Raw genomic sequence first — 18966 nt, 5'->3', positions numbered from 1 at the left:
AGCGGAAATCACATTCTCCTAGCTCAGGGCCGGGATCACCTCACGCTCGAAGAGCTCGAGGCCCGAGCGGTCATAGGCCGCCTCGGGGAAGTAACAGATCACGTATTGGCAGCCGAGGTCGCGCAGGCGCTCGAGTCGCTCGACGACTTGCTCGGTTGTGCCGGTCGCCGACTCGGGTCCGCTGGTGCCGGCGATCATTGAATCCGCCGCAGCTTCGGGTACATAGCCGGCCAACCGGTCGCGGACCCGGCTCAGCCGGTCGTTGACCTCGGCCTCGGTGGCGCCGACGACGGCGTTGAGGTTGGCCGAGCGCACGATGGCATCGAAATCGGTACCCACGTCGCGACAATGCTGCGCCAGCACGTCGGATTTGTGGGCGAACGCCTCGGGCTCGGGCGTGAAGTTGGTGTACTGCGCATACTTAGCGGCGATGCGCAGCGTCACCTTCTCGCCGCCCCCAGCGATCCACAACGGAATGCCGCTGGCCTGCAAAGGCTTGGGCGCGACGATTGCGCCGTCGACCTGGTAATGCTCACCATCGAAGCTGACCGTGCCGTCCCGCCAGGCGTCGCGCATGATCTGGACGCCTTCGTCGAGCCGTCCCAGTCGTTTGCCCGCAGACGGGAACCCGTAACCGTAAGCGCGCCACTCGTGTTCGTACCAGCCGCCGCCGATACCCATTTGGATCCGGCCTCCGGAGATGATGTCGGCGGTGGCGGCCACCTTGGCCAGATAGACCGGATTGCGGTAGCTGATCGCCGTGCACATCTGGCCGAGTTTGATCCGTGATGTCGTCGCCGCGTAGGCCGACATCAACGACCATGCCTCGTGGGTGGCTTCGCCGGTGGGCATCGGCACAGTGTGGAAGTGGTCGTACACCCACAACGAGTCCCATGCGCTGTTGTCGGCGTAGCCGGCCAGCTCGCGCATCATCGCCCAGTGCTTGTCGGGTTCGATGCCGACCAGATCCAATCGCCAGCCCTGCGGAATGAAGAGTCCAAAGCGCATAACTTGGGACTTTAAACCTGCATCAGATGCCCAGGGCGGCGAGCGCCCCTTCGACCGACGCGGTCCGCGCCTTGTCCAGCGGCGCATCGATGAAGTGCATGCAGCAATCCTGCAAACCGCCCAGTGCGATCACCGCACGGGCGGCTTGCTCCAGTGTCGGTTCCGGCCCGAACACCAGCCTGCCGAGCCGTTCGCGCCAGGCCAGCACCTTCTCGAACAAGTCGAGGTCTTCGAGAATCGCGAATTCGGCAAGGACCACAACGAGATCCCGCCGATGCCGGTAATGGAAGTCGAAGTACCCTTCGAGCAACTCGCGCACATCGGTGTGACCACGCTGCTCTTGCTCGACGACGAACTGTTCACCGTCGTCGATCAGCGGTTGAACAATGCTGCGCACCAGCTCTTCTCGTGACGGGAAGTGGTAGTACAACGCCGGTTTGGTGATCCCCAGCTTGTCGGCGATGTCTTGCAAGCTGGTCCGTTGCACGCCTTGTTGCACGAACAGTTCGCGGGCGGCGTCTTGGATGCGCTCGCGGGTATCCGAGCGCGGCCTGGTCACCATGCCAGTCTAACTGACTTACCGATAGGTAAGCGGGCATGGTAGCCTTACCTATCGGTAAGTAAGGAGTTGTGAGATGCGAGTACTGATCTCGGGCGCGAGCATCGCCGGACCGGTGCTGGCTTTCTGGCTGGACCGGTATGGATTCGACGTGACCGTCGTCGAGCGCACACCGACGCTACGCAAAACCGGTGGTCACGCCGTCGACCTGTTCCGCCCAGCGATGGAAATCTCGGCGAAGATGGACGTGCTCCCCCGCATCGAGGCACACGCCACCAACACGACGCGACTGAACGTCTACCGCGACGGCGTCGGGCGACCATTCCGCATTGACCTCACCAAGATCTACGGCGCCGCCTCCGACCGGCATGTCGAGGTCATGCGCGACGACCTCAGCGAAATCTATTACGACGCCGCCGATGTCGAGTACCTGTTCGGCGACTCGATCACGACGATCTCCCCCGACGGCGAGGTGACATTCGAGCATGCGGCGCCCCGCAGATTCGATGTCGTGATCGGCGCTGACGGGCTGCATTCCAACGTTCGACGACTGGTGTTCGGTGACGAGGCCGGTCTCACCCAGTACCTCGGCGGTTACCTGGCGGTCGCGTCTGCGCCGAAATCGCTGGCGCCCGATGGCGAGATGGTCGGTCAGGTCGAGATCGGCCGCATCGCGGGGGTCTACAGCGCACAACATTTGGACGACGCGCGGGTGCTGTTCATGTTCCACAGCCCTGAGCTGCAATACCACCATCGAGATGTGCTGCGGCAAAAGGACTTACTGCGCGACGCGTTCACTGGAATGGCGCCGCGGGTGAACGGCTGGCTCGAACAGCTCGACACGACGCCGGCGTTCTACTTCGACTCGATCACCCAACTGCAACTCGAGCGCTGGTCGCGCGGGCGGGTCACGCTGGTCGGCGACGCCGGCTACTGTCCGGGGCCGGCGGTGGGCGGCAGCACCAGCCTCGCGGTGATCGGCGCGTACGTGTTGGCCGGGGAACTGGCCCGCGCGGGCGGCGATCACCCAGCGGCGTTCGCAGCCTACGAACAACAGATGCGCGAACCGGTGCGCCGCAGCCGCGCTTTCGCGCGCAAAGCCGCGAAAACCGTCGTCCCCGGCTCGACTGCCGCACTGTGGGCAGTGACCCGAGGTGCACAACTCGTGTCGGCGCTGCCCACGCCGCTCACCCGGGCAGTCGCGAAGCTGAACACCACCGGAGTGCGCATGCACGACTCGATACCGGTGCCCGACTACGGTGCACGCGTTTGACAACATTGACACATGGAACTTTCCGGTGTCGGGGTATGGAGTAGTCAACTGCGGTACGGCGATCCGGCCGAATCCGCCGAAGCAGCAGCTGAATTGGAGGAACTCGGCTTCGAAGCGCTGTGGATTCCCGATGTCGGCGGGCCGGTGTTGGACGCGGTGGGTAACCTGCTGGCCGCAACCAAGCGGACGGTCATCGCCACCGGGATTCTGAACCTGTGGATGCACTCGCCGGACGATGTCGCGGCCGGCTATGCCGATTTGGCCGCCGCTCATGGTGACCGCTTCCTGCTGGGAATCGGCGTCAGCCACGCGCCGCTGATCGACTCTCGCGAGCCGGGCCGATACCGCAAGCCGCTGGCGGCGACGGCGTCGTTCCTGGACGGGCTGGATGCCGCGCAGCAACCGGTACCGGCCGAACAACGGGTCCTGGCCGCGCTCGGCCCGAAGATGCTGGCCCTGGCCGCCAACCGTGCCCGCGGTGCCCACCCGTACCTGGTCACCCCGGAGCACACCGCGGCCGCCCGCGCGGTTTTGGGAGAAGGTCCGCTGCTGCTACCGGAGCAGACCGTGATCCTGACCGACCGCGCCGATGAGGCGCGCGCCATCGGAACCGATTGGCTGCGCTCGTATTTGGCGTTGCCGAACTACGCCAACAACCTGCTGCGCAGCGGCTTCTCGCCAGACGATTTGGCGCAGGTCAGTGATCGGCTCTTCGACGCGATCATTGCCTGGGGCGACGAGGACACCATCATGCGCCGGGTGACCGAACATCAGGCCGCCGGCGCCGACCATGTCTGCCTACAGGTGCTGCTGGCTGATCCGACCACCTTCCCGCGTGAGCAGTGGCGCCGCCTCGCTGTCGCCTGCCGCGGCTAGCCTGGCGTACATGCCGCTCTCTGACGACGAACGCGAACAATTTCTGGCCGAGCCGCACATCGCCGCGTTGTCGGTGAACGCCGGCGATAGTCGCGGACCGTTGACGGTGCCGATCTGGTATCAATATGCGCCGGGCGGCGAGCCGTGGGTGCTGACCGGAGCAGGGTCACGCAAGACGCGGCTCATCGAAGCGGCCGGCTACTTCTCGTTGATGGTCGAGCGGCTCGAGCCGACGGTGCGCTACGTCGCGGTCGACGGGCCGGTCAGCCGAATCGAGCCGGGCACCGACGATCAACTTGTCGAGTTGGCTCGTCGCTATCTGGTGCCGGAACGGGTGGACGCTTATCTGGAGTACGCCCGCAACGAACTCGGGGAGAACGTCGTCATCTATCTGCAACCGCAGCACTGGCTATCCGCTGATCTTGGGGAGGTGTGAGGTTATGGCATCGAGGCACAGGCTGTTTCGGGTCTTCTACCGACTCGGGTTCACGCCATGGGACGGTCATCCGCAGTCAGCGACATTGCGCGGACTCATCGAGGGAAGCGATGCATTGCCACCCGGGTCAGCGCTTGACCTCGGCTGTGGCACCGGCGACGCGTCGATCTACCTCGCGCAACACGGATGGCAGGTCACCGGAGCGGATTTCGTACCGAAGGCCCTCGACGAGGCCCGCTCGAAAGCCCGCGCTGCCGACGTTACCGTCAATTTCGTCCACGCCGATGTCACGCACCTCAGTCAGGCCGGCATCGGAGCCGACTTCCAGATGATCGTAGACAACGGCTGCTTCCACGGCATGAGCGACAGCGATCGTGACCTCTACGTCCAAGAGGTCAGCGCGATCGCCGCCCCGGGCGCGCGGCTGTTCATGATCGCCTTCCAGCCCAGTGGCCGCTTCGGACCGCAAGGAGTCGATCACGCCGAGATCGAGCGCCGCTTCACGCCCGCATGGACGCTGCTGTCGGCCGCCGATGAACCGCGGTGGACATCTCAAAACAGATTCGCCGCGCGGTTTACGGCGCGCAGCTACGTCCTCGCTAGGTCAGCGACTTCGGCGGGGTGAACCGGTCGCCGTACTTGGCGGCCAGCTCGCGGGCCCGAGCGACGAAGCCCTCTTTACCGCCCGGGTAGCCGACGATGTATTGCGCAGTGCCGCCGGTCCACGGCGGGAAGCCGATCCCCATGATCGAACCGATGTTGGCGTCGGCCGTCGACGTCAACACACCCTCGTCGAGGCACTTCTGGGTTTCCAGCGCCTCGGCGAACAGCATCCGGTCGATCATGTCCTGTAGCGGCGGCTGCGCCGAGCCGGAGCTGAACGTCTCCCGCAGGCCCGGCCACAGCCGGGTGCGCTTGCCGTCGACGTATTCGTAGAAGCCCGCGCCCTTCAACCGGCTGGGCCGCTCGAGCTCGATCATCTTCTCGACGACGGCTTCCGCCGGGTGCGGCTCGTAGCTGCCGCCCGCATCCTCGACACCCTTGCGGGTGGCGACGGCGATCTTGTGCATCAGCTCCAGGTTGAGCTCGTCGGACAGCTGCAGCGGCGGGGCCGGGTAGCCGGCCTGCGAGCCGGCGTGCTCGATCGACGCCGGCTCCACGCCCTCGCCGAGCATCGCCAGCGCCTCGTTGACGAAGGTGCCGATGACACGCGAGGTGTAAAAGCCGCGGCTGTCGTTGACCACGATCGGGGTCTTGCCGATAGCCAGGGTGTAGTCGAACACCCGGGCCAGCGCTTCGTCAGAAGTCTTCTCGCCCTTGATGATCTCGACCAGCGGCATCTTGTCGACCGGGGAGAAGAAGTGGATCCCGATGAAGTCCTCCTGGCGCTTGACGCCGGTCGCCAGACCGGTGATCGGCAACGTGGAGGTGTTGGATCCCAGCAGCGCGTTGGGCTCGACGACGTCTTCGATCTCCTGGAACACCTTGTGCTTGAGTTCCTGGCTCTCGAATACGGCCTCGATCACGAAATCGACGCCGGCCAGGTCGGCGGCCTCACCGGTGGGGGTGATTCGGCCCAGCAGCGCCTTGGACTTCTCTTCGGTGGTCTTGCCACGCTCGAGCGCCTTGGCTTCCAGCTTTTCCGAGTAGCCCTTGCCTTTAGCGGCGGCTTCCGCACTCACATCTTTGAGCACCACGTCGAAGCCGGCCTTGGCCGAGACGTAGGCGATGCCGGCGCCCATCATGCCGGCACCGAGCACACCGATCTTGTTGATCTTGACCGGCTCAATGCCGTCTGGCCGCGAGCCACCACCGTTGATGTGCTGCAAATCGAAGAAGAACGCCTGAATCATGTTCTTGGCCACCTGGCCGGTGACCAGCGAGGCGAAGTAGCGGCTCTCGATGCGGCTGGCGGTGTCGAAGTCGACCTGAGCCCCCTCCACTGCCGCGGCCAGGATGGCCCGCGGTGCGGGCATCGGCGCACCCTTGAGCTGCTTGCGCAGGTTCGACGGGAACGACGGCAGGATGGCCGCCAGCGACGGCGACGCTGGGGTGCCGCCGGGCATCTTGTAGCCCTTGACATCCCACGGCTGAGTGTGGCTGTCCGGGTTGGCCTTGATCCACGCCTTGGCGGCGGGGACCAGCTCCTCGACGCTGCCCAGCACCTCGTCGACCAGACCCATGTCCTTGGCCTTGGCCGGCTTGAACCGGGTGCCCTGAGCGAGCACGCTCACGAATGCGTTCTGAATACCCAGCATCCGCACGGTGCGGGTCACTCCACCGCCACCGGGCAGCAGCCCCAACGTCGCCTCGGGCAAGCCGATCTGGCTGCCCTTGACGTCGGCGGCGATGCGGTGGTGACACGCCAGCGCGATCTCCAGGCCCCCGCCTAGCGCGGCCCCATTGATGGCGGCGACGACGGGTTTGCCGAACGTCTCCAGGGTGCGCAGATCCTTCTTGACCCGCTCGACGGTGTCGAAAGCCTGCCCGGCGTCTTCCGGACCGAGGTTGATCATGCCCTTCAGGTCACCGCCGGCGAAGAAGGTCTTCTTCGCGCTGGTGATCACCACACCGGTGATCGAATCCGCCTCCGCGACAAGACGTTCGACGGCTTTGGTCATCGACTCGGCGTAGTGCTCGTTCATTACGTTGGCCGACCCGGTCGGGTCGTCCAGGGTCAGCGTGACGATGCCGTCGGCGTCCTTGTCCCACTGAATCGTGTTCTCAGGCATGTGAGTTAAACCCTCTCAGACTCGTTCAACGATCGTCGCGACGCCCATGCCGCCGCCGATGCACAACGTGACCAATGCGCGCCGGGCGTTGCGGCGCTCCAGTTCGTCGACCATGGTGCCCAGGATCATCGCGCCGGTAGCACCCAACGGGTGACCCATCGCGATCGCACCGCCGTTGACGTTGAGCTTCTCGTCGGGGATGTCCAGGTCCTTCTGGAACTTCAGCACCACCGAAGCGAACGCCTCGTTGAGCTCGAACAGGTCGATGTCGTCGACGGTCAGCCCGGCCCGGTCGAGCACCTTGCGGGTGGCCGGCGTCGGGCCGGTCAGCATGATCGTCGGCTCCGACCCGCTGGTGGCCGTGGCCACAATCCGGGCCCGCGGGGTCAGCCCCTGCGACTGGCCCGCCTTCTCGCTGCCGACCAGCACCAGCGCGGCGCCGTCGACGATGCCGGAGCTGTTACCGCCGGTGTGCACGTGGTCGATCTTCTCCACCCAGTGGTACTTCTGCAGCGCCACGTCGTCGAAACCGCCCAGCGCCGCAACGCCTTCGAAGGCGGGCTTGAGCTTGGCCAGGCCCTCCATCGTGGTGTCGGGCCGCATGTGCTCGTCGTGGTCGAGGATCAGCAGGCCGTTCTGGTCGCGGACCGGCACCACCGACTTGGCGAAGTAGCCGCCCGACCACGCCGCGGCGGCCTTCTCCTGGCTGCGCAGCGCGTAGGCGTCGACGTCCTCGCGGGAGAATCCCTCGATGGTGGCGATCAGGTCGGCGCCGATGCCCTGCGGCACGAAGCCCAGGTCGTAGTTGGTGGCCGGGTCCAGCGCCCAGGCGCCGCCGTCAGAGCCCATCGGCACCCGGCTCATCGACTCCACGCCGCCGGCCAATACCAGGTCGTCCCAGCCGGAGCGCACCTTCTGGGCGGCGGTGTTGACCGCTTCCAGGCCCGACGCGCAGAACCGGTTGAGCTGCACACCGCCGGTGGTGTCGGGCAGGCCCGCGGCCAGCACGGCGGTGCGGGCAATGTCGCCGCCCTGGTCGCCGACCGGCGAGACGACGCCCAGGATCATGTCGCTGATCAGGTTCTCGTCGAGGTCGGGGAACCGGTTGCGCAGCTCGTCGACCAGGCCGACGACCAGGTTCAGCGGCTTGACCTCGTTCAGCGACCCGTTGCGCTGCTTGCCTCGCGGGGTGCGGATGGCTTCGTAGACAAAAGCTTCTTCGGACATGGCTGATTCCTCTTCACACGTGGGTTTCGGATCCGTCCATCGGGGACGCTAGTCCTCTGCAGGCCAGCCTAACAGTACGGCCGATCAACCTGTTGGTTGGGAGATCGTGCGACGCCGAGCGTGAAGTTGGGTTCACTTTCGGCGTCGAGCGTGAAGCTACGTTCACGCTCGGCGCTTTAAGCTCGACGACCATGACGGTGTCGCGGCTGCGGCCGTATGCGACGACGGTGTTCGCCGAGATGTCGGCGCTGGCCGCGCGCATCGGCGCGGTGAACCTCGGGCAGGGCTTTCCCGACGAGGACGGGCCGCCGGGAATGCTCAAGGCCGCGCAGGACGCCATCGCCGACGGCGTCAACCAATACCCCCCGGGCCGGGGTATGGCACCGCTGCGAGAAGCCGTCGCCGCGCAACGCAAACGGCACTTCGGCATCGACTACGACCCGGACACCGAGGTGCTGGTCACCGTCGGTGCCACCGAGGCCATCGCGTCGGCGGTGCTCGGCCTGGTCGAACCCGGCTCCGAGGTGATCCTGATCCAGCCGTTCTACGACTCCTACTCGCCGGTGGTGGCCATGGCGGGCGCCCAGCGGGTCGTCGTGCCGTTGGTGCCCGACGGCCGCGGCTTCGCGCTGGACACCGACGCACTGCGGCGTGCAGTGACACCGCGGACCAAGGCGCTGATCGTCAACTCGCCGCACAACCCGACCGGCATGGTGCTGACCGAGTCCGAACTGACCGCCATCGCGGAGATCGCCGTCCACGCCGATCTGCTGGTCATCACCGACGAGGTCTACGAGCATTTGGTCTACGACGGCCGCCGGCATCTGCCACTGGCCGGCTTCGACGGCATGGCCGAGCGCACGATCACCATTTCCAGTGCCGCCAAAATGTTCAACTGCACCGGCTGGAAGATCGGATGGGCTTGCGGCCCAGCCGAGCTCATCATCGGGCTGCGAGCGGCCAAACAGTACTTGAGCTACGTCGGCGGCGCGCCATTTCAGCCGGCGGTGGCTCACGCCCTGAACACCGAAGAGGGCTGGGTGGCTGCGCTGCGAGCCTCGTTGCAGCAACGACGCGACCGGCTCGCCAACGGGCTAGCTGAGATCGGCTTCGAAGTGCACGACAGCTCGGGCACCTACTTTCTGTGTGCCGACCCGCGCCCGCTCGGCTACGACGACAGCACCGCATTCTGCGCGGCGTTACCGGAGCAAGTCGGCGTGGCGGCGATACCGATGTCGGCGTTCTGCGAACCGGACGCCGGCAAGCTTTGGAATCACCTGGTGCGCTTCACTTTTTCCAAACGCGAAGACACTCTCGACGAGGCGATCCGCCGACTGGCGGTGCTGGGCGACGGTCCCGCTAGCTCGGCGCGCTCTCGCCACCCATGACCCGCTTACGCAGGCCCTCTGTCGCCGCACCCAACACAATGTTGCTGGCCCGCTTGACGATGAACTCCGGGACCGGTCCTGAGGGTTCGACGGTGATGTCGAAGCGCACCCGCGTCTTGTCGACTCCCTCACGCGTGAGGCTGTATTCGACATGCTGTCCGCGCTGCTGGAAAGTCGCTTCAGCATCCCAAACCACCCAGTCGGGACCCCAGTGATATTCCAGGATCTCTTTGTCGACCAGCCCGAAAATCTTGATAGTTGCCCGCACATGATGCGGCCGACCGTCCTCGTAGCGGTCGAGCACTTCGACGCGTCGGTGCACCGTTGACCACGACGTCAACGTGCTGACATCGGCAAGCGCCGCCATGACGACGTCCGGCGGCGCGTCGATGATGATTTCCCGCGACGCTTGTACGGCCACCGGTCCGGCTCTCAGCCCTGCTGATCCGGCCGGCCGACACCCATCACTCGCCTGCGCAGCCCCTCGGTCGCGGCGTGCAGGATCCTCTTGCGGGCGCGGTTGACCAGAAACTCGGGCAGCGGGGCCGACGGCTCCAGGGTGATGTCGAATCGCACGCGCGTTTTGTCGTCGCCTTCGCGTTGCAGCGTGTACTCGACGTGTTGGCCATGTTGTTGGCCCGTTTTGCGCGCATCCCACACGACCCAATTAGGGCCCCAGTGGTATTCGACTACTTCCTTGTCGACAATGCCGACCACCTTGACGGTGACCTTCACGTGGTGGGGCCGACCGTCGGGATAGCAGTCAAGCACCTCGGCCCGTTTGTGAACCGAGGACCAGGACGGCACCGAGCCAATGTCAGCTAGCGCGTCGAGGATCGCATCCGGCGGCGCGTCGATGACGATTTCGCGTGATGCTCGTACGGCCACTGGCACCAAGCTTATAACCGCAGCGGGTCTGTGACCGTGATTACCAGCCGATGCCCTCCAGTGGTGTCGTCCCGGTCGGCGGCGGCTGCACCGGACCGGCCGGCGTGCGCCCGCCAAGGGCCCCGCCGTCGCCACGGCGTCAGCCCTTCTTGACTTTGAGCACCTGTTTGCGCAGTCCGTCGGTGGCGGTTTCCATGCCGCCCTTCATGGTGCGTTTGAGCAGAAATCCGGGGATCGGCACGGACGGATCCACGTCCATGTCGAATCTGACCTTGGTCGCCTCGCCCTGGGGCGTCAGCGTGTACTTGGCGTCCTGGGCCTTCAACTGCCCCGCGGACACCAAAGTCCAACTGACGCTGTCGGCTGCCCAGGTGTATTCGACGACCTGCTCGTCGGTGAGGCCGGCGGCCTTGATTTTCATCTTCACCCGACGCGGCCGACCGTTGTCGTGGGTGTCGAGTATCTCGGCGCTCTGGTACTGCGGCGACCAGGACGGCGTGTTCTCGACGTCGGCGATGACGTCGAGAATCTCCTCCGGGCTCGCTTCGATGACGACTTCGCGGGAATCCTGCACTGCCATGGTCGCCCACCATAGCGAGGCAGCGTCTTGCCCGGTGGAGTTTTCGGCGCAGCGTAGCGTCGGTCTGGTGACTGCCTATACCGTCGGTGACTACCTGCTGGACCGCCTCGCCGAACTGGGCGTCGGACACGTCTTCGGTGTTCCCGGCGACTACAACCTCGAATTTCTCGACCACATCGTCACCCACCCCGACCTTCGTTGGGTCGGTAACGCCAACGAACTCAATGCCGGCTATGCCGCCGACGGCTATGGCCGGCTTCGCGGAATGGCAGCTGTGGTAACGACGTTCGGGGTCGGCGAGCTATCTGTGGCCAACGCGATCGCGGGCAGCTACGCCGAGCACGTTCCGGTGGTGCACATCGTCGGCGGCCCGTCCAAAGACGCCCAGGGCACGCGGCGGGCACTTCATCATTCGCTCGGCGACGGTGATTTCGAGCACTTCCTGCGGATCAGCCGGGAAATCACCTGCGCCCAAGCCAGTCTCATGCCCGCAACGGCGACCCGCGAAATCGACCGGGTGCTGTCCGAAGTACGCGAGCAGAAGCAGCCCGGCTACCTGCTGCTACCCACCGATGTGGCGCGCTTCGAAACCGAGCCGCCCACGGCGCCGTTGCCGCGTTACACCGGCGGCACCAGCCCGCGCGCGCTGTCATTGTTCACCGTTGCCGCAACCGAACTCATCGCCGAGCATCAGCTCACGGTGCTGGCAGACTTCCTGGTGCACCGGCTGCATGCGGTCGACGAACTCGAGGCGCTGCTGGCCGCCGATGTGGTGCCACATGCCACGCTGATGTGGGGCAAAAGTCTGGTCGACGAGAGCTCGCCGAACTTTTTAGGTATCTACGCCGGCGCGGCCAGCGCCGAGCCGGTACGCCGGGCGATCGAAGAGGCGCCCGTTCTGGTCACCGCGGGTGTGGTGTTCACCGACATGGTCAGCGGATTCTTCAGCCAGCGCATCGACCCGGCGCGAACCATCGATATCGACGCCCAGCAAAGCACCGTGGGCACACAGGTTTTCGCTCCGGTGGAGTTGTCCGCGGCGTTGGAGGCACTCACCGAAATCCTGGCCCGGCGCGCCGTGAACTCGCCGGCGGTCGTGCCCACGTCCGACGATGTCAGCCGGGATCCGCCCGAGCGGGACCGGCCGTTGAGCCAGGAAATCTTGTGGGACAGGCTCTGTGATGCGCTCACGCCGGGCAATGTGGTGCTCGCCGATCAGGGCACCTCGTTCTACGGTATGGCGGCGCACCGGCTTCCGCGCGGGGTGACCTTTATCGGACAGCCACTGTGGGGGTCGATCGGTTACACGCTGCCCGCCATGCTCGGCGCCGGGCTGGCCCATCCGGATCGCCGACCGGTGCTGCTGATCGGTGACGGAGCAGCCCAGCTCACTGTGCAAGAACTCGGCGTCATCTCCCGCGAGGAGTTGTCCCCGGTGGTCGTGGTGGTCAACAACGACGGCTACACCGTCGAACGGGCGATACATGGAAAGACAGCCCCCTACAACGACATTGCGCGCTGGGACTGGTCGCAAGTCGCCGGCGCGCTCGGTGTGACCGACCACCTGACATTCCGGGCGGAAACCTACGGTGAACTCGACGACGCCCTTACCGCCGCCGCCGAACATCAAGACCGGATGGTGCTCGTCGAAGCCGTCGTCGGTCGCTTCGACATTCCGGAGCTGCTCACCGAACTGGCGCGGCCCACGTCGCCGGACGGCACCGCGCGCCGCTAGCGGCGATCGCAAGCGCCGGGTAGCCGGTCGCTGCCGGCCGCTTCGAGAATGGCACGCAAGGTGTGCCGGCAACGACCGCAGTCGGCGCCCGCGCCGCACGCACCGGCAATTTCCTTGGTGGTCGACGCTCCGTCGGAGACCACCTCGGCCACCATCTGGCTGGTGATGCCGTTGCACAGGCAGACGAACATGCAGCGGTCCGTTCAGTCCTCGATCCGCATCATGTCCATGAACCTGCCCACGAACAACGGCGGATAGGCTCCCCTCCCCCGGCCGGTCATCCACTGCGCGGCAGCGTCAGGATGGTCGATCCAGCTCCGCACACTGTCCTCGTCGTCGAGTTCCTGCAGGATCATCACTTCCTGCCCGTCGTCGAAAGCCTGGAAAAGCCAGGTCTTCCGAACGCCCGCAGTGGTGAAGTTGTCGAGCGCGCGACGTACGTCCAGCGTCATCGCCGGCACGTTGTCGACGGCTGCGATCGCGGCGACCACCACACCGGGTGCCCGCGGCTTGGCCGGCGGCGACGATTCGAAACGATCGACGATCTCCCCGGCGAAGACCGCTGGAATGTCGTCGACGCCCACGGCATCGAACCACTCGAAGAAGACCCGCGACCGTAGCAGCTCCACGATCGGCTCTCTGCTGTGCACTCCGATCATCACCAGCACGCGCCCGTAGTCGTGGATGGACTTGTAGACCAGCACATGGTGCGCGCCGATATCCGCGAGTGCCGATTTGCGTCGTTTCAGCAGCGGCCACACCCGGTCTGGATTCGGAACTCGGTAATCCGATGCGATCACCATCGAATGCGGGTGCGGCTCGACGGCGCTCACCGAAGTTTGTCCTTCATCACCTTGCCGGTGGCGTTCAGCGGCAGCTCGTCGAGGAATTCGATGTATCGCGGCGCTTTGAAGCCGGCCATCCGCTGCCGAGACCACGCGAGCAAATCACCTTCGGACACCGGTGTTTTCGGCACCACGAAGGCTTTGCCCACCTGGCCGAGTCGCTCGTCGGGAACACCGATCACAGCGGCCTGGGCAACTGCGGGATGTTCCAGCAGAAAGCCCTCGATCTCGGCCGGGTAGGCGTTGAACCCGCCCACGATGAACATGTCCTTCTTGCGCCCGTCGATCCGTAGCCGACCCGCCGCGTCAAGCGTACCCATATCGCCGGTGTGCAACCATCCTTCGGCGTCGATTGCCTGCGCGGTCGCCGCGGGCTGGTCCAGGTAGCCCTGCATGACGCCGTAACCGCGGGCCAGCACTTCGCCGTCGTCGGCGATGCGCACCTCGACGCCCTCGCAGGGCAGGCCCGCCGTTGTGGCCACGGCCTCGAAGGAATCACCGGGCCGGGACAAGGTGACGTTGCCGGCCTCGGTGAGGCCGTAACCGGTCATCAACGTCTCGAAGGGCAGTTCATCGTGTATCCGACGGACCAGTTCGACGGGGATGTCGGCGGCGCCGGTCACGCCTGCCCGCAACGTCGACAGCTTGGCCTTGTCGGGCACTGCCAGCAACGAGTGGTAGAGCGTCGGTGGCCCGGGCAGCATCGTGATGCGTTCGCGGTCAATCAGATCCACGATCGTGCCGACGTCGAACACCGCGACCGGAATCATCGTCGCGCCGCGGAGGAACGATGCGACGAGGCCCGCCTTCAAGCCGAACGTGTGAAAGTAGGGGTTGATCATCAAATAGCGGTCGGCCTCGCGGAGATCTGCGAGAGTGGCCCACTCTTCGTACATCCGCAGCGTCTGTTGATGATTCATCATCGCGCCCTTTGGGCGGCCGGTCGTACCCGACGTGAAGATGATGTCGGCGATGTCGGTGCCGCTCACCGCCCGCTCGAACGGAGAACCGTGGGACAGCATGTCGGATTTCAGATCGACCACCGGTACCCCCGCCGGTGCGGTGTACTCCTGGCCCAGGAAGCCCTGCTGCACCAGGACCGCCTTGGCTTCGCTGCGGGCGATAATGTCGCCGGCTTCATCGGCCTTGAACCGCGTATTGACCGGCACCAGCACACCACCGGCGGTGAGAAGCCCGAACGCCGCGATGATCCATTCCGCGCAGTTCGGCGCCCAGATGGCCACTCGATCGCCCTTGTCGATACCGAAGTCAGCGAAAGCGCCTGCCGCGCAGCGGATTCGATCGACAACCTGAGTGAATGTCAAGCGCAGCGGACCGTCGACAATCGCTTCCGCGTCGCCGAAGCGTTCCGCCGCGCTCACAACCATCTCGGGGATGGTCCGCCACCGCGCGTGATAAGTCACACCGTGACGAGCCGACCGAGGTTGCCGCCCATGATCTTTGCCTGGTCGTCAACTGACAGGTGCGCCAGCGCGTTGACGTAGTAGGTCGGCTCCGCCAGTCCTTCCGGGTGCGGCCAATCCGAGCCGTACAGCACCTGATCCACGCCGACGAGGTTCACCAGATCGTCGATGCCGTCCTCGAAGAACGGGCTGACGTGGATCCGGTTCTTGACCATCTCGACCGGGTCGCTCGGGAAAGCTTCCGGGGCCTTCCGGAACACCTCGGCCAAGCCGTCCAGCAACGGCGTCATCCACTTCGAACCGGCCTCGACGATCGCGACCTTCAACTTGGGATGGCGGTAGAGCGCGCCGTGGATCACCCACGAGCCCACCGAATCCTGGATCGGTCGCCACTCGTTGAGGATGCCCATCGCGTTGGTTTGGAACGGCAGCATCTCCTGGTCGGCACCGTCCCATTCGGAGGTGTACCGGGAATAGCCACTGTCGCTGGAGTGCATCCCCACCAGCAAGTCGTGCTCGACGACCCGCTCCCAGAACGGGTCGAACTCGGGCAGCGCAAACGACCGCGGGCCACGGAAGCCGGGAACCGGCGCCGGGCGGACCAAAATGCAGCGGGCACCACGCTTGACCACCCACTCCAGCTCCTCGATCGCCTTCTCCACGATCGGCAGGGTGATGACCGGGGTGGTGAAGATCCGGTTCTGGTAGTTGAAGCCCCAGACCTCATCGAGCCACTGGTTCAGCGCATGGATCAAGACGTGGATGGCGACCGGATCGTCGCGCAGCCGCTCCTCGATCAAGCTGGCCAGCGTGGGGAACATCAGGGTGCGGTCCAGGCCCAGCTCGTTCATCTTCTCCAGGCGCGGACCGGGCTCGAAGAAGGCCGGGATCGCGCGCATCGGCTCACCGAACAGCTCGCGCTTACTCTTGCCGTCCGGGTTGCCGTACTTGAAGTACTCCTCCCAGGCGCCCGGCCTGGCGACGACCTCGAAGGTCGGGTTGGGAATGTAGTTGCTGATCACGCCGCGCAGCGCGATCTTGGTCCGCCCGTTGATCTGCACGTACTGGACGAAGTTCTTGTACTCCTTGGGCAGGAACTTGGTCAACGCTTCCGGCGGCTCGTAGAGATGGTTATCCGCGTCAAAGATCGGAAACGGGACATCTTCCCGATGCGACAACTGCCCCATGAAATCCTCCTTCGCAGTTTGCGAGAATACTATTCTCACCCAGAGGTTAGCGCAATGCTCTCCCGGACCAGCCTCTTCTGCACCTTGCCGCTCGCCGTGCGCGGATAGTCGTCGGCCTCGAGTAAAACCTCGGGCCACTTCTGCCGGGCCACTCCCCGCTCGGCGAAGTGGTTGCGGACTTCTTCGACGCCCTTGGGATCACTGGTCGTGCCGGAGGTGACGGCGATCAGGCCCGGTCCGGCGGGATCGGCGGCGCCGATGCCGCGGGCGTGCAGCCCGGCCGCCAGCCGACGGGCCACCCGCTCGACGTCGCGGAAGGTTCCCGACCACGGTCGTACGGCCGAGTAGACCCGAAATCCCGCGTCGGGCGTCTAGCTTGCGGGCCAGCACCTGTCCGATGGTTTCGCGCGTCCACCAGCCCGCCTGCTCATACCGCGCGACGAGTTCGGCGGGAATTGTGCGCATGGGGGGCTCCGACCGGCAAAATGTTGGGATCCTTCGACAGGCAGGGGCGGTGTTATTCTCCTGCCAGGAGAATGCCAATATCGCGATGGAGAGCCGCACATGGTGGACCTGGAGTTTGACCAGGGTCTTGCCGTGCTCACCATTGACCGGCCACACGCCCGCAACGCCATCGCCCTGGACACCATGGACCAGTTGGACAAGGCGATCGACGCGGCCGAGGGCGCCAGCGCGCTGGTCATCACCGGCGCGGGTGATCGGGCGTTCGTGTCGGGCGGAGACCTCAAAGAACTCAGCGCCATCAGGACCGAGGACGACGCCGCGGCGATGGCGTGGCGGATGCGGTCCATCTGCGATCGCCTCGCCGGATTCCCCGCGCCGGTGATCGCCGCCCTCAACGGGCACGCGCTCGGCGGCGGGGCCGAAGTCGCCGTGGCCGCTGACATTCGGCTGGCCGCCGACGACATCCGGATCGGCTTCAATCAAGTAGCGCTGGAGATCATGCCGGCCTGGGGCGGCGCGGAGCGGCTGGCCGCACTGGTCGGCAAAAGCCGGGCGCTGCTGCTGGCTGGAACGGGCACCGTGCTGGACGCTGCCGAGGCCGAGCGCATCGGATTGGTCGATCGGATATTGCCGCGGTCCAGCTTCGACGATGATTGGCGGCAGATCGCCGGCCAGTTGGCACACCGCGCGGCCGGTGAGATCAAACGGGTGGTGAAAGGGGTGTCCGCCGACGATGCGGTGAAAGCCTTCGCCCGACTGTGGGTCAGCGACGCCCACTGGGCGGCCGCCGATCTGGTGATGAACCGCAGCGCCAAAGGAGGTGCGAGATGAAATCTCTGCTGGGTGCAGGATTGGCGATGGTGGTGACCGCGACAACATTCGCCGCGCCGTCACAAGCGGACGACCCAATGCATGAGGTCAGGTACGTCATCACGTCAGCCAATCCGATCTATGCCGACATCTATTACCTGGATCAGCAGCCGCCCAAGTTTTCCGACTACAGCCACAACCCCTACCAGTTCACTCCCCACGTGAACGCCGATATCGCGCCGGGTCACCCCTGGGTTTCGCCTCCGGTCATGCTCTCGACGCCCGACGTGTACGCCATGGTCGTAGTCAGCACCGGTACCGAACCCGGCACGCCACAGTTTCACTGTGCTCTGATCATCGACGGGAAGGTGGTCGTCTCGAACGACGGCGCCAAGGGCGTGATCTGTTCGCAGCGCACCTGGTGACCCAGGCGCCCGTTACCGACTTGCGCGGCTGTTGGCTCGCCGGCAACTGACAGCGGCCTCACACCACACGTCACGTCGGCAAGTGTGTATTGGCAACCGGTGAGTAGCACGTGGTGCTACACAGTGCTACCGCGGTCGCGTGACTGCGCAACCCGAAATCACTCAACGCGACTTGCGCACACGATCCAAGGAGATCATGAATGCATGCAGTCCCCGACCGCTGGCCACCGGGCAGTCATACCCGACGGGTTCTGCTGCGATCGAATCAACGACGAACCAGTGCGATGGAGCACCGGTCAGCCGCCGGCATCGGCGGACGCGGTGTTGTGGGCGACAGGGCGGGTGCGGGACAACGACCCGCTAGCACAGCTCAACTCAACCAGCGCTCAGTGAGTCAGGGAGTCGCCGACGCACCGTCCGGGACGGGATCGCCCTCGAGGCGCTGCAGGTAACCCTCCACGAACGCCGCGGTTTCAGCGTGGCCCGCAGACATACCCAGCGCTTGTTCCATGACCAGCACCCGGGACACGCTCGTGATCAACACCGACCATACCAACGGCGGCACCTCGGCGACAGCCATGCCGTAGCGCTCCATCACCGCTGACACCGCCTTAGCCTGCTCTTCACGGAAACGCTCTGCGTAGTAAGCGATTTCGGCTTTGAGTGCCTTGCGATGATTGGCCAAGGCAACGTACTCCATGGTCACCGCGGTGGCCGCCGGATCGAGACTGAACCGCCACAACGCCCATAGCGGTTGCGGCGACGCCAACGCCCGCGCATGCAACTCGAGGCCTTCTTCACCACGGCGGCGAAACGCCGCCAGGAACAGATCGTCCATTGTGCGGAAGTAATAGTGCACGAGTTGCGGTTTCAGCCCGGCCTTCTCGGCGACACGGCGAGACGTGACTGCGGCATAACCTTCTTCGAGCATGAGCTGCTCCGCCGCGTCGAGCAGTACGCCGCGGTTTTTCGCGTCGGGCGCTCCGATTCTGCGTGCGGACGTCATCCCTCTCCCGATCCTTGATGAACTCGCCGATCGTAGCGTCGACCTTGACCACGACCTTAACGCCATGCTAAGCAGTTGCTCAGCACTTTGACGATCTCGTAC

The 18966-nt window shown here is 65.3% G+C and carries 20 protein-coding genes and 2 pseudogenes; 9 read left to right on the top strand and 13 right to left on the bottom strand.

Features of this window, described 5'->3' with window-relative positions; all coding sequences use genetic code 11:
* Positions 1–18: 18 nt before the first annotated feature.
* Positions 19–1008, bottom strand: coding sequence for an LLM class F420-dependent oxidoreductase (locus tag AC5Y5W_RS02365; RefSeq protein ID WP_500022012.1), 990 nt, complete (start codon positions 1006–1008; stop codon positions 19–21).
* A 22-nt stretch (positions 1009–1030) separates the two neighbouring features.
* The gene (locus AC5Y5W_RS02360; RefSeq protein ID WP_500022011.1) at positions 1031–1570 is read right to left on the bottom strand and encodes a TetR/AcrR family transcriptional regulator; all 540 of its coding nucleotides are present in this window, start codon (positions 1568–1570) and stop codon (positions 1031–1033) included.
* Positions 1571–1643: 73 nt separating this feature from the next.
* On the opposite strand from AC5Y5W_RS02360, the gene AC5Y5W_RS02355 reads away from it, so the two are divergent.
* The 4 genes from AC5Y5W_RS02355 to AC5Y5W_RS02340 are packed head-to-tail and all read left to right on the top strand — an operon-like array spanning position 1644 to position 4777.
* On the top strand, positions 1644–2840 hold the full coding sequence (locus tag AC5Y5W_RS02355; RefSeq protein ID WP_500022010.1) for an FAD-dependent monooxygenase: 1197 nt from the start codon (positions 1644–1646) through the stop codon (positions 2838–2840).
* Between the two features lie 12 nt (positions 2841–2852).
* Entirely contained in the window at positions 2853–3716 is an 864-nt protein-coding gene (locus AC5Y5W_RS02350) for an LLM class F420-dependent oxidoreductase (RefSeq protein WP_500022009.1), read from the top strand.
* Positions 3717–3726: 10 nt separating this feature from the next.
* Complete coding sequence (locus tag AC5Y5W_RS02345) at positions 3727–4152, top strand: pyridoxamine 5'-phosphate oxidase family protein (protein ID WP_500022008.1); 426 nt, start codon at positions 3727–3729, stop codon at positions 4150–4152.
* 4 nt (positions 4153–4156) lie between these two features.
* Positions 4157–4777 carry a class I SAM-dependent methyltransferase gene (locus AC5Y5W_RS02340; protein ID WP_500022007.1) on the top strand — a complete coding sequence of 207 codons (621 nt, stop codon included), beginning with the start codon at positions 4157–4159 and terminating at the stop codon, positions 4775–4777.
* Here AC5Y5W_RS02340 and AC5Y5W_RS02335 read toward each other — a convergent pair.
* Both AC5Y5W_RS02335 and AC5Y5W_RS02330 read right to left on the bottom strand, forming a co-directional pair.
* A complete protein-coding gene (locus tag AC5Y5W_RS02335; protein WP_500022006.1) occupies positions 4752–6884 on the bottom strand; it encodes a 3-hydroxyacyl-CoA dehydrogenase NAD-binding domain-containing protein in 2133 nt (710 codons plus the stop codon). The two genes, AC5Y5W_RS02340 and AC5Y5W_RS02335, sit on opposite strands and share 26 nt — an antisense overlap.
* Before the next feature lie 15 nt (positions 6885–6899).
* Positions 6900–8111, bottom strand: a complete 1212-nt coding sequence (locus AC5Y5W_RS02330; RefSeq protein WP_500022005.1) for an acetyl-CoA C-acetyltransferase — start codon at positions 8109–8111, stop codon at positions 6900–6902.
* Between the two features lie 191 nt (positions 8112–8302).
* Here AC5Y5W_RS02330 and AC5Y5W_RS02325 point away from each other — a divergent pair, with 191 nt between their 5' ends.
* The gene (locus tag AC5Y5W_RS02325) at positions 8303–9499 is read left to right on the top strand and encodes a pyridoxal phosphate-dependent aminotransferase (RefSeq protein ID WP_500022004.1); all 1197 of its coding nucleotides are present in this window, start codon (positions 8303–8305) and stop codon (positions 9497–9499) included.
* On the opposite strand, the gene AC5Y5W_RS02320 is transcribed toward AC5Y5W_RS02325, so the two are convergent.
* The 3 genes from AC5Y5W_RS02320 to AC5Y5W_RS02310 form a co-directional block, all read right to left on the bottom strand.
* Positions 9471–9920, bottom strand: coding sequence for an SRPBCC family protein (locus AC5Y5W_RS02320; RefSeq protein ID WP_500022003.1), 450 nt, complete (start codon positions 9918–9920; stop codon positions 9471–9473). The two genes, AC5Y5W_RS02325 and AC5Y5W_RS02320, sit on opposite strands and share 29 nt — an antisense overlap.
* Before the next feature lie 11 nt (positions 9921–9931).
* On the bottom strand, positions 9932–10387 hold the full coding sequence (locus AC5Y5W_RS02315) for an SRPBCC family protein (protein WP_500010026.1): 456 nt from the start codon (positions 10385–10387) through the stop codon (positions 9932–9934).
* A 139-nt stretch (positions 10388–10526) separates the two neighbouring features.
* Positions 10527–10967, bottom strand: a complete 441-nt coding sequence (locus AC5Y5W_RS02310) for an SRPBCC family protein (RefSeq protein WP_500022002.1) — start codon at positions 10965–10967, stop codon at positions 10527–10529.
* A 67-nt stretch (positions 10968–11034) separates the two neighbouring features.
* Between AC5Y5W_RS02310 and AC5Y5W_RS02305 the strand changes: the two genes are divergently transcribed.
* Positions 11035–12702 carry an alpha-keto acid decarboxylase family protein gene (locus tag AC5Y5W_RS02305; RefSeq protein WP_500022001.1) on the top strand — a complete coding sequence of 556 codons (1668 nt, stop codon included), beginning with the start codon at positions 11035–11037 and terminating at the stop codon, positions 12700–12702.
* On the opposite strand, the gene AC5Y5W_RS02300 is transcribed toward AC5Y5W_RS02305, so the two are convergent.
* The 5 genes and pseudogenes from AC5Y5W_RS02300 to AC5Y5W_RS02280 all read right to left on the bottom strand — a co-directional run.
* Positions 12699–12893: a (2Fe-2S)-binding protein gene (locus AC5Y5W_RS02300; protein WP_500022000.1), complete on the bottom strand. Its 195-nt coding sequence runs from the start codon at positions 12891–12893 to the stop codon at positions 12699–12701. The two genes, AC5Y5W_RS02305 and AC5Y5W_RS02300, sit on opposite strands and share 4 nt — an antisense overlap.
* Before the next feature lie 12 nt (positions 12894–12905).
* Positions 12906–13505 (bottom strand): fatty-acid--CoA ligase, encoded by a 600-nt coding sequence (locus tag AC5Y5W_RS02295; protein ID WP_500022047.1) that lies wholly within the window; start codon positions 13503–13505, stop codon positions 12906–12908.
* A gap of 26 nt (positions 13506–13531) precedes the next feature.
* Positions 13532–14935, bottom strand: coding sequence for a FadD3 family acyl-CoA ligase (locus AC5Y5W_RS02290; protein WP_500021999.1), 1404 nt, complete (start codon positions 14933–14935; stop codon positions 13532–13534).
* Positions 14936–14967: 32 nt separating this feature from the next.
* Positions 14968–16158, bottom strand: coding sequence for an amidohydrolase family protein (locus tag AC5Y5W_RS02285; protein ID WP_500021998.1), 1191 nt, complete (start codon positions 16156–16158; stop codon positions 14968–14970).
* Between the two features lie 245 nt (positions 16159–16403).
* A pseudogene (locus tag AC5Y5W_RS02280) lies at positions 16404–16623 on the bottom strand (AMP-dependent synthetase); the annotation flags it as partial.
* A 99-nt stretch (positions 16624–16722) separates the two neighbouring features.
* Between AC5Y5W_RS02280 and AC5Y5W_RS02275 the strand changes: the two are divergent.
* The 3 genes and pseudogenes from AC5Y5W_RS02275 to AC5Y5W_RS02265 all read left to right on the top strand — a co-directional run.
* On the top strand, positions 16723–17454 hold the full coding sequence (locus tag AC5Y5W_RS02275) for an enoyl-CoA hydratase/isomerase family protein (RefSeq protein ID WP_500021997.1): 732 nt from the start codon (positions 16723–16725) through the stop codon (positions 17452–17454).
* Complete coding sequence (locus AC5Y5W_RS02270; RefSeq protein WP_500021996.1) at positions 17451–17858, top strand: Rv2576c family protein; 408 nt, start codon at positions 17451–17453, stop codon at positions 17856–17858. The genes AC5Y5W_RS02275 and AC5Y5W_RS02270 overlap by 4 nt, the downstream gene beginning before the upstream one ends.
* 222 nt (positions 17859–18080) lie before the next feature.
* Positions 18081–18212: pseudogene (locus AC5Y5W_RS02265) on the top strand (pyridine nucleotide-disulfide oxidoreductase); the annotation flags it as partial.
* Between the two features lie 40 nt (positions 18213–18252).
* On the opposite strand, the gene AC5Y5W_RS02260 reads toward AC5Y5W_RS02265, so the two are convergent.
* Positions 18253–18864: a TetR/AcrR family transcriptional regulator gene (locus AC5Y5W_RS02260; RefSeq protein ID WP_499896430.1), complete on the bottom strand. Its 612-nt coding sequence runs from the start codon at positions 18862–18864 to the stop codon at positions 18253–18255.
* Positions 18865–18966: the final 102 nt, after the last annotated feature.

The organism is Mycobacterium sp. NGS51 (assembly GCF_059812525.1).
This window is presented reverse-complemented; position numbering and strand designations above follow the sequence as displayed.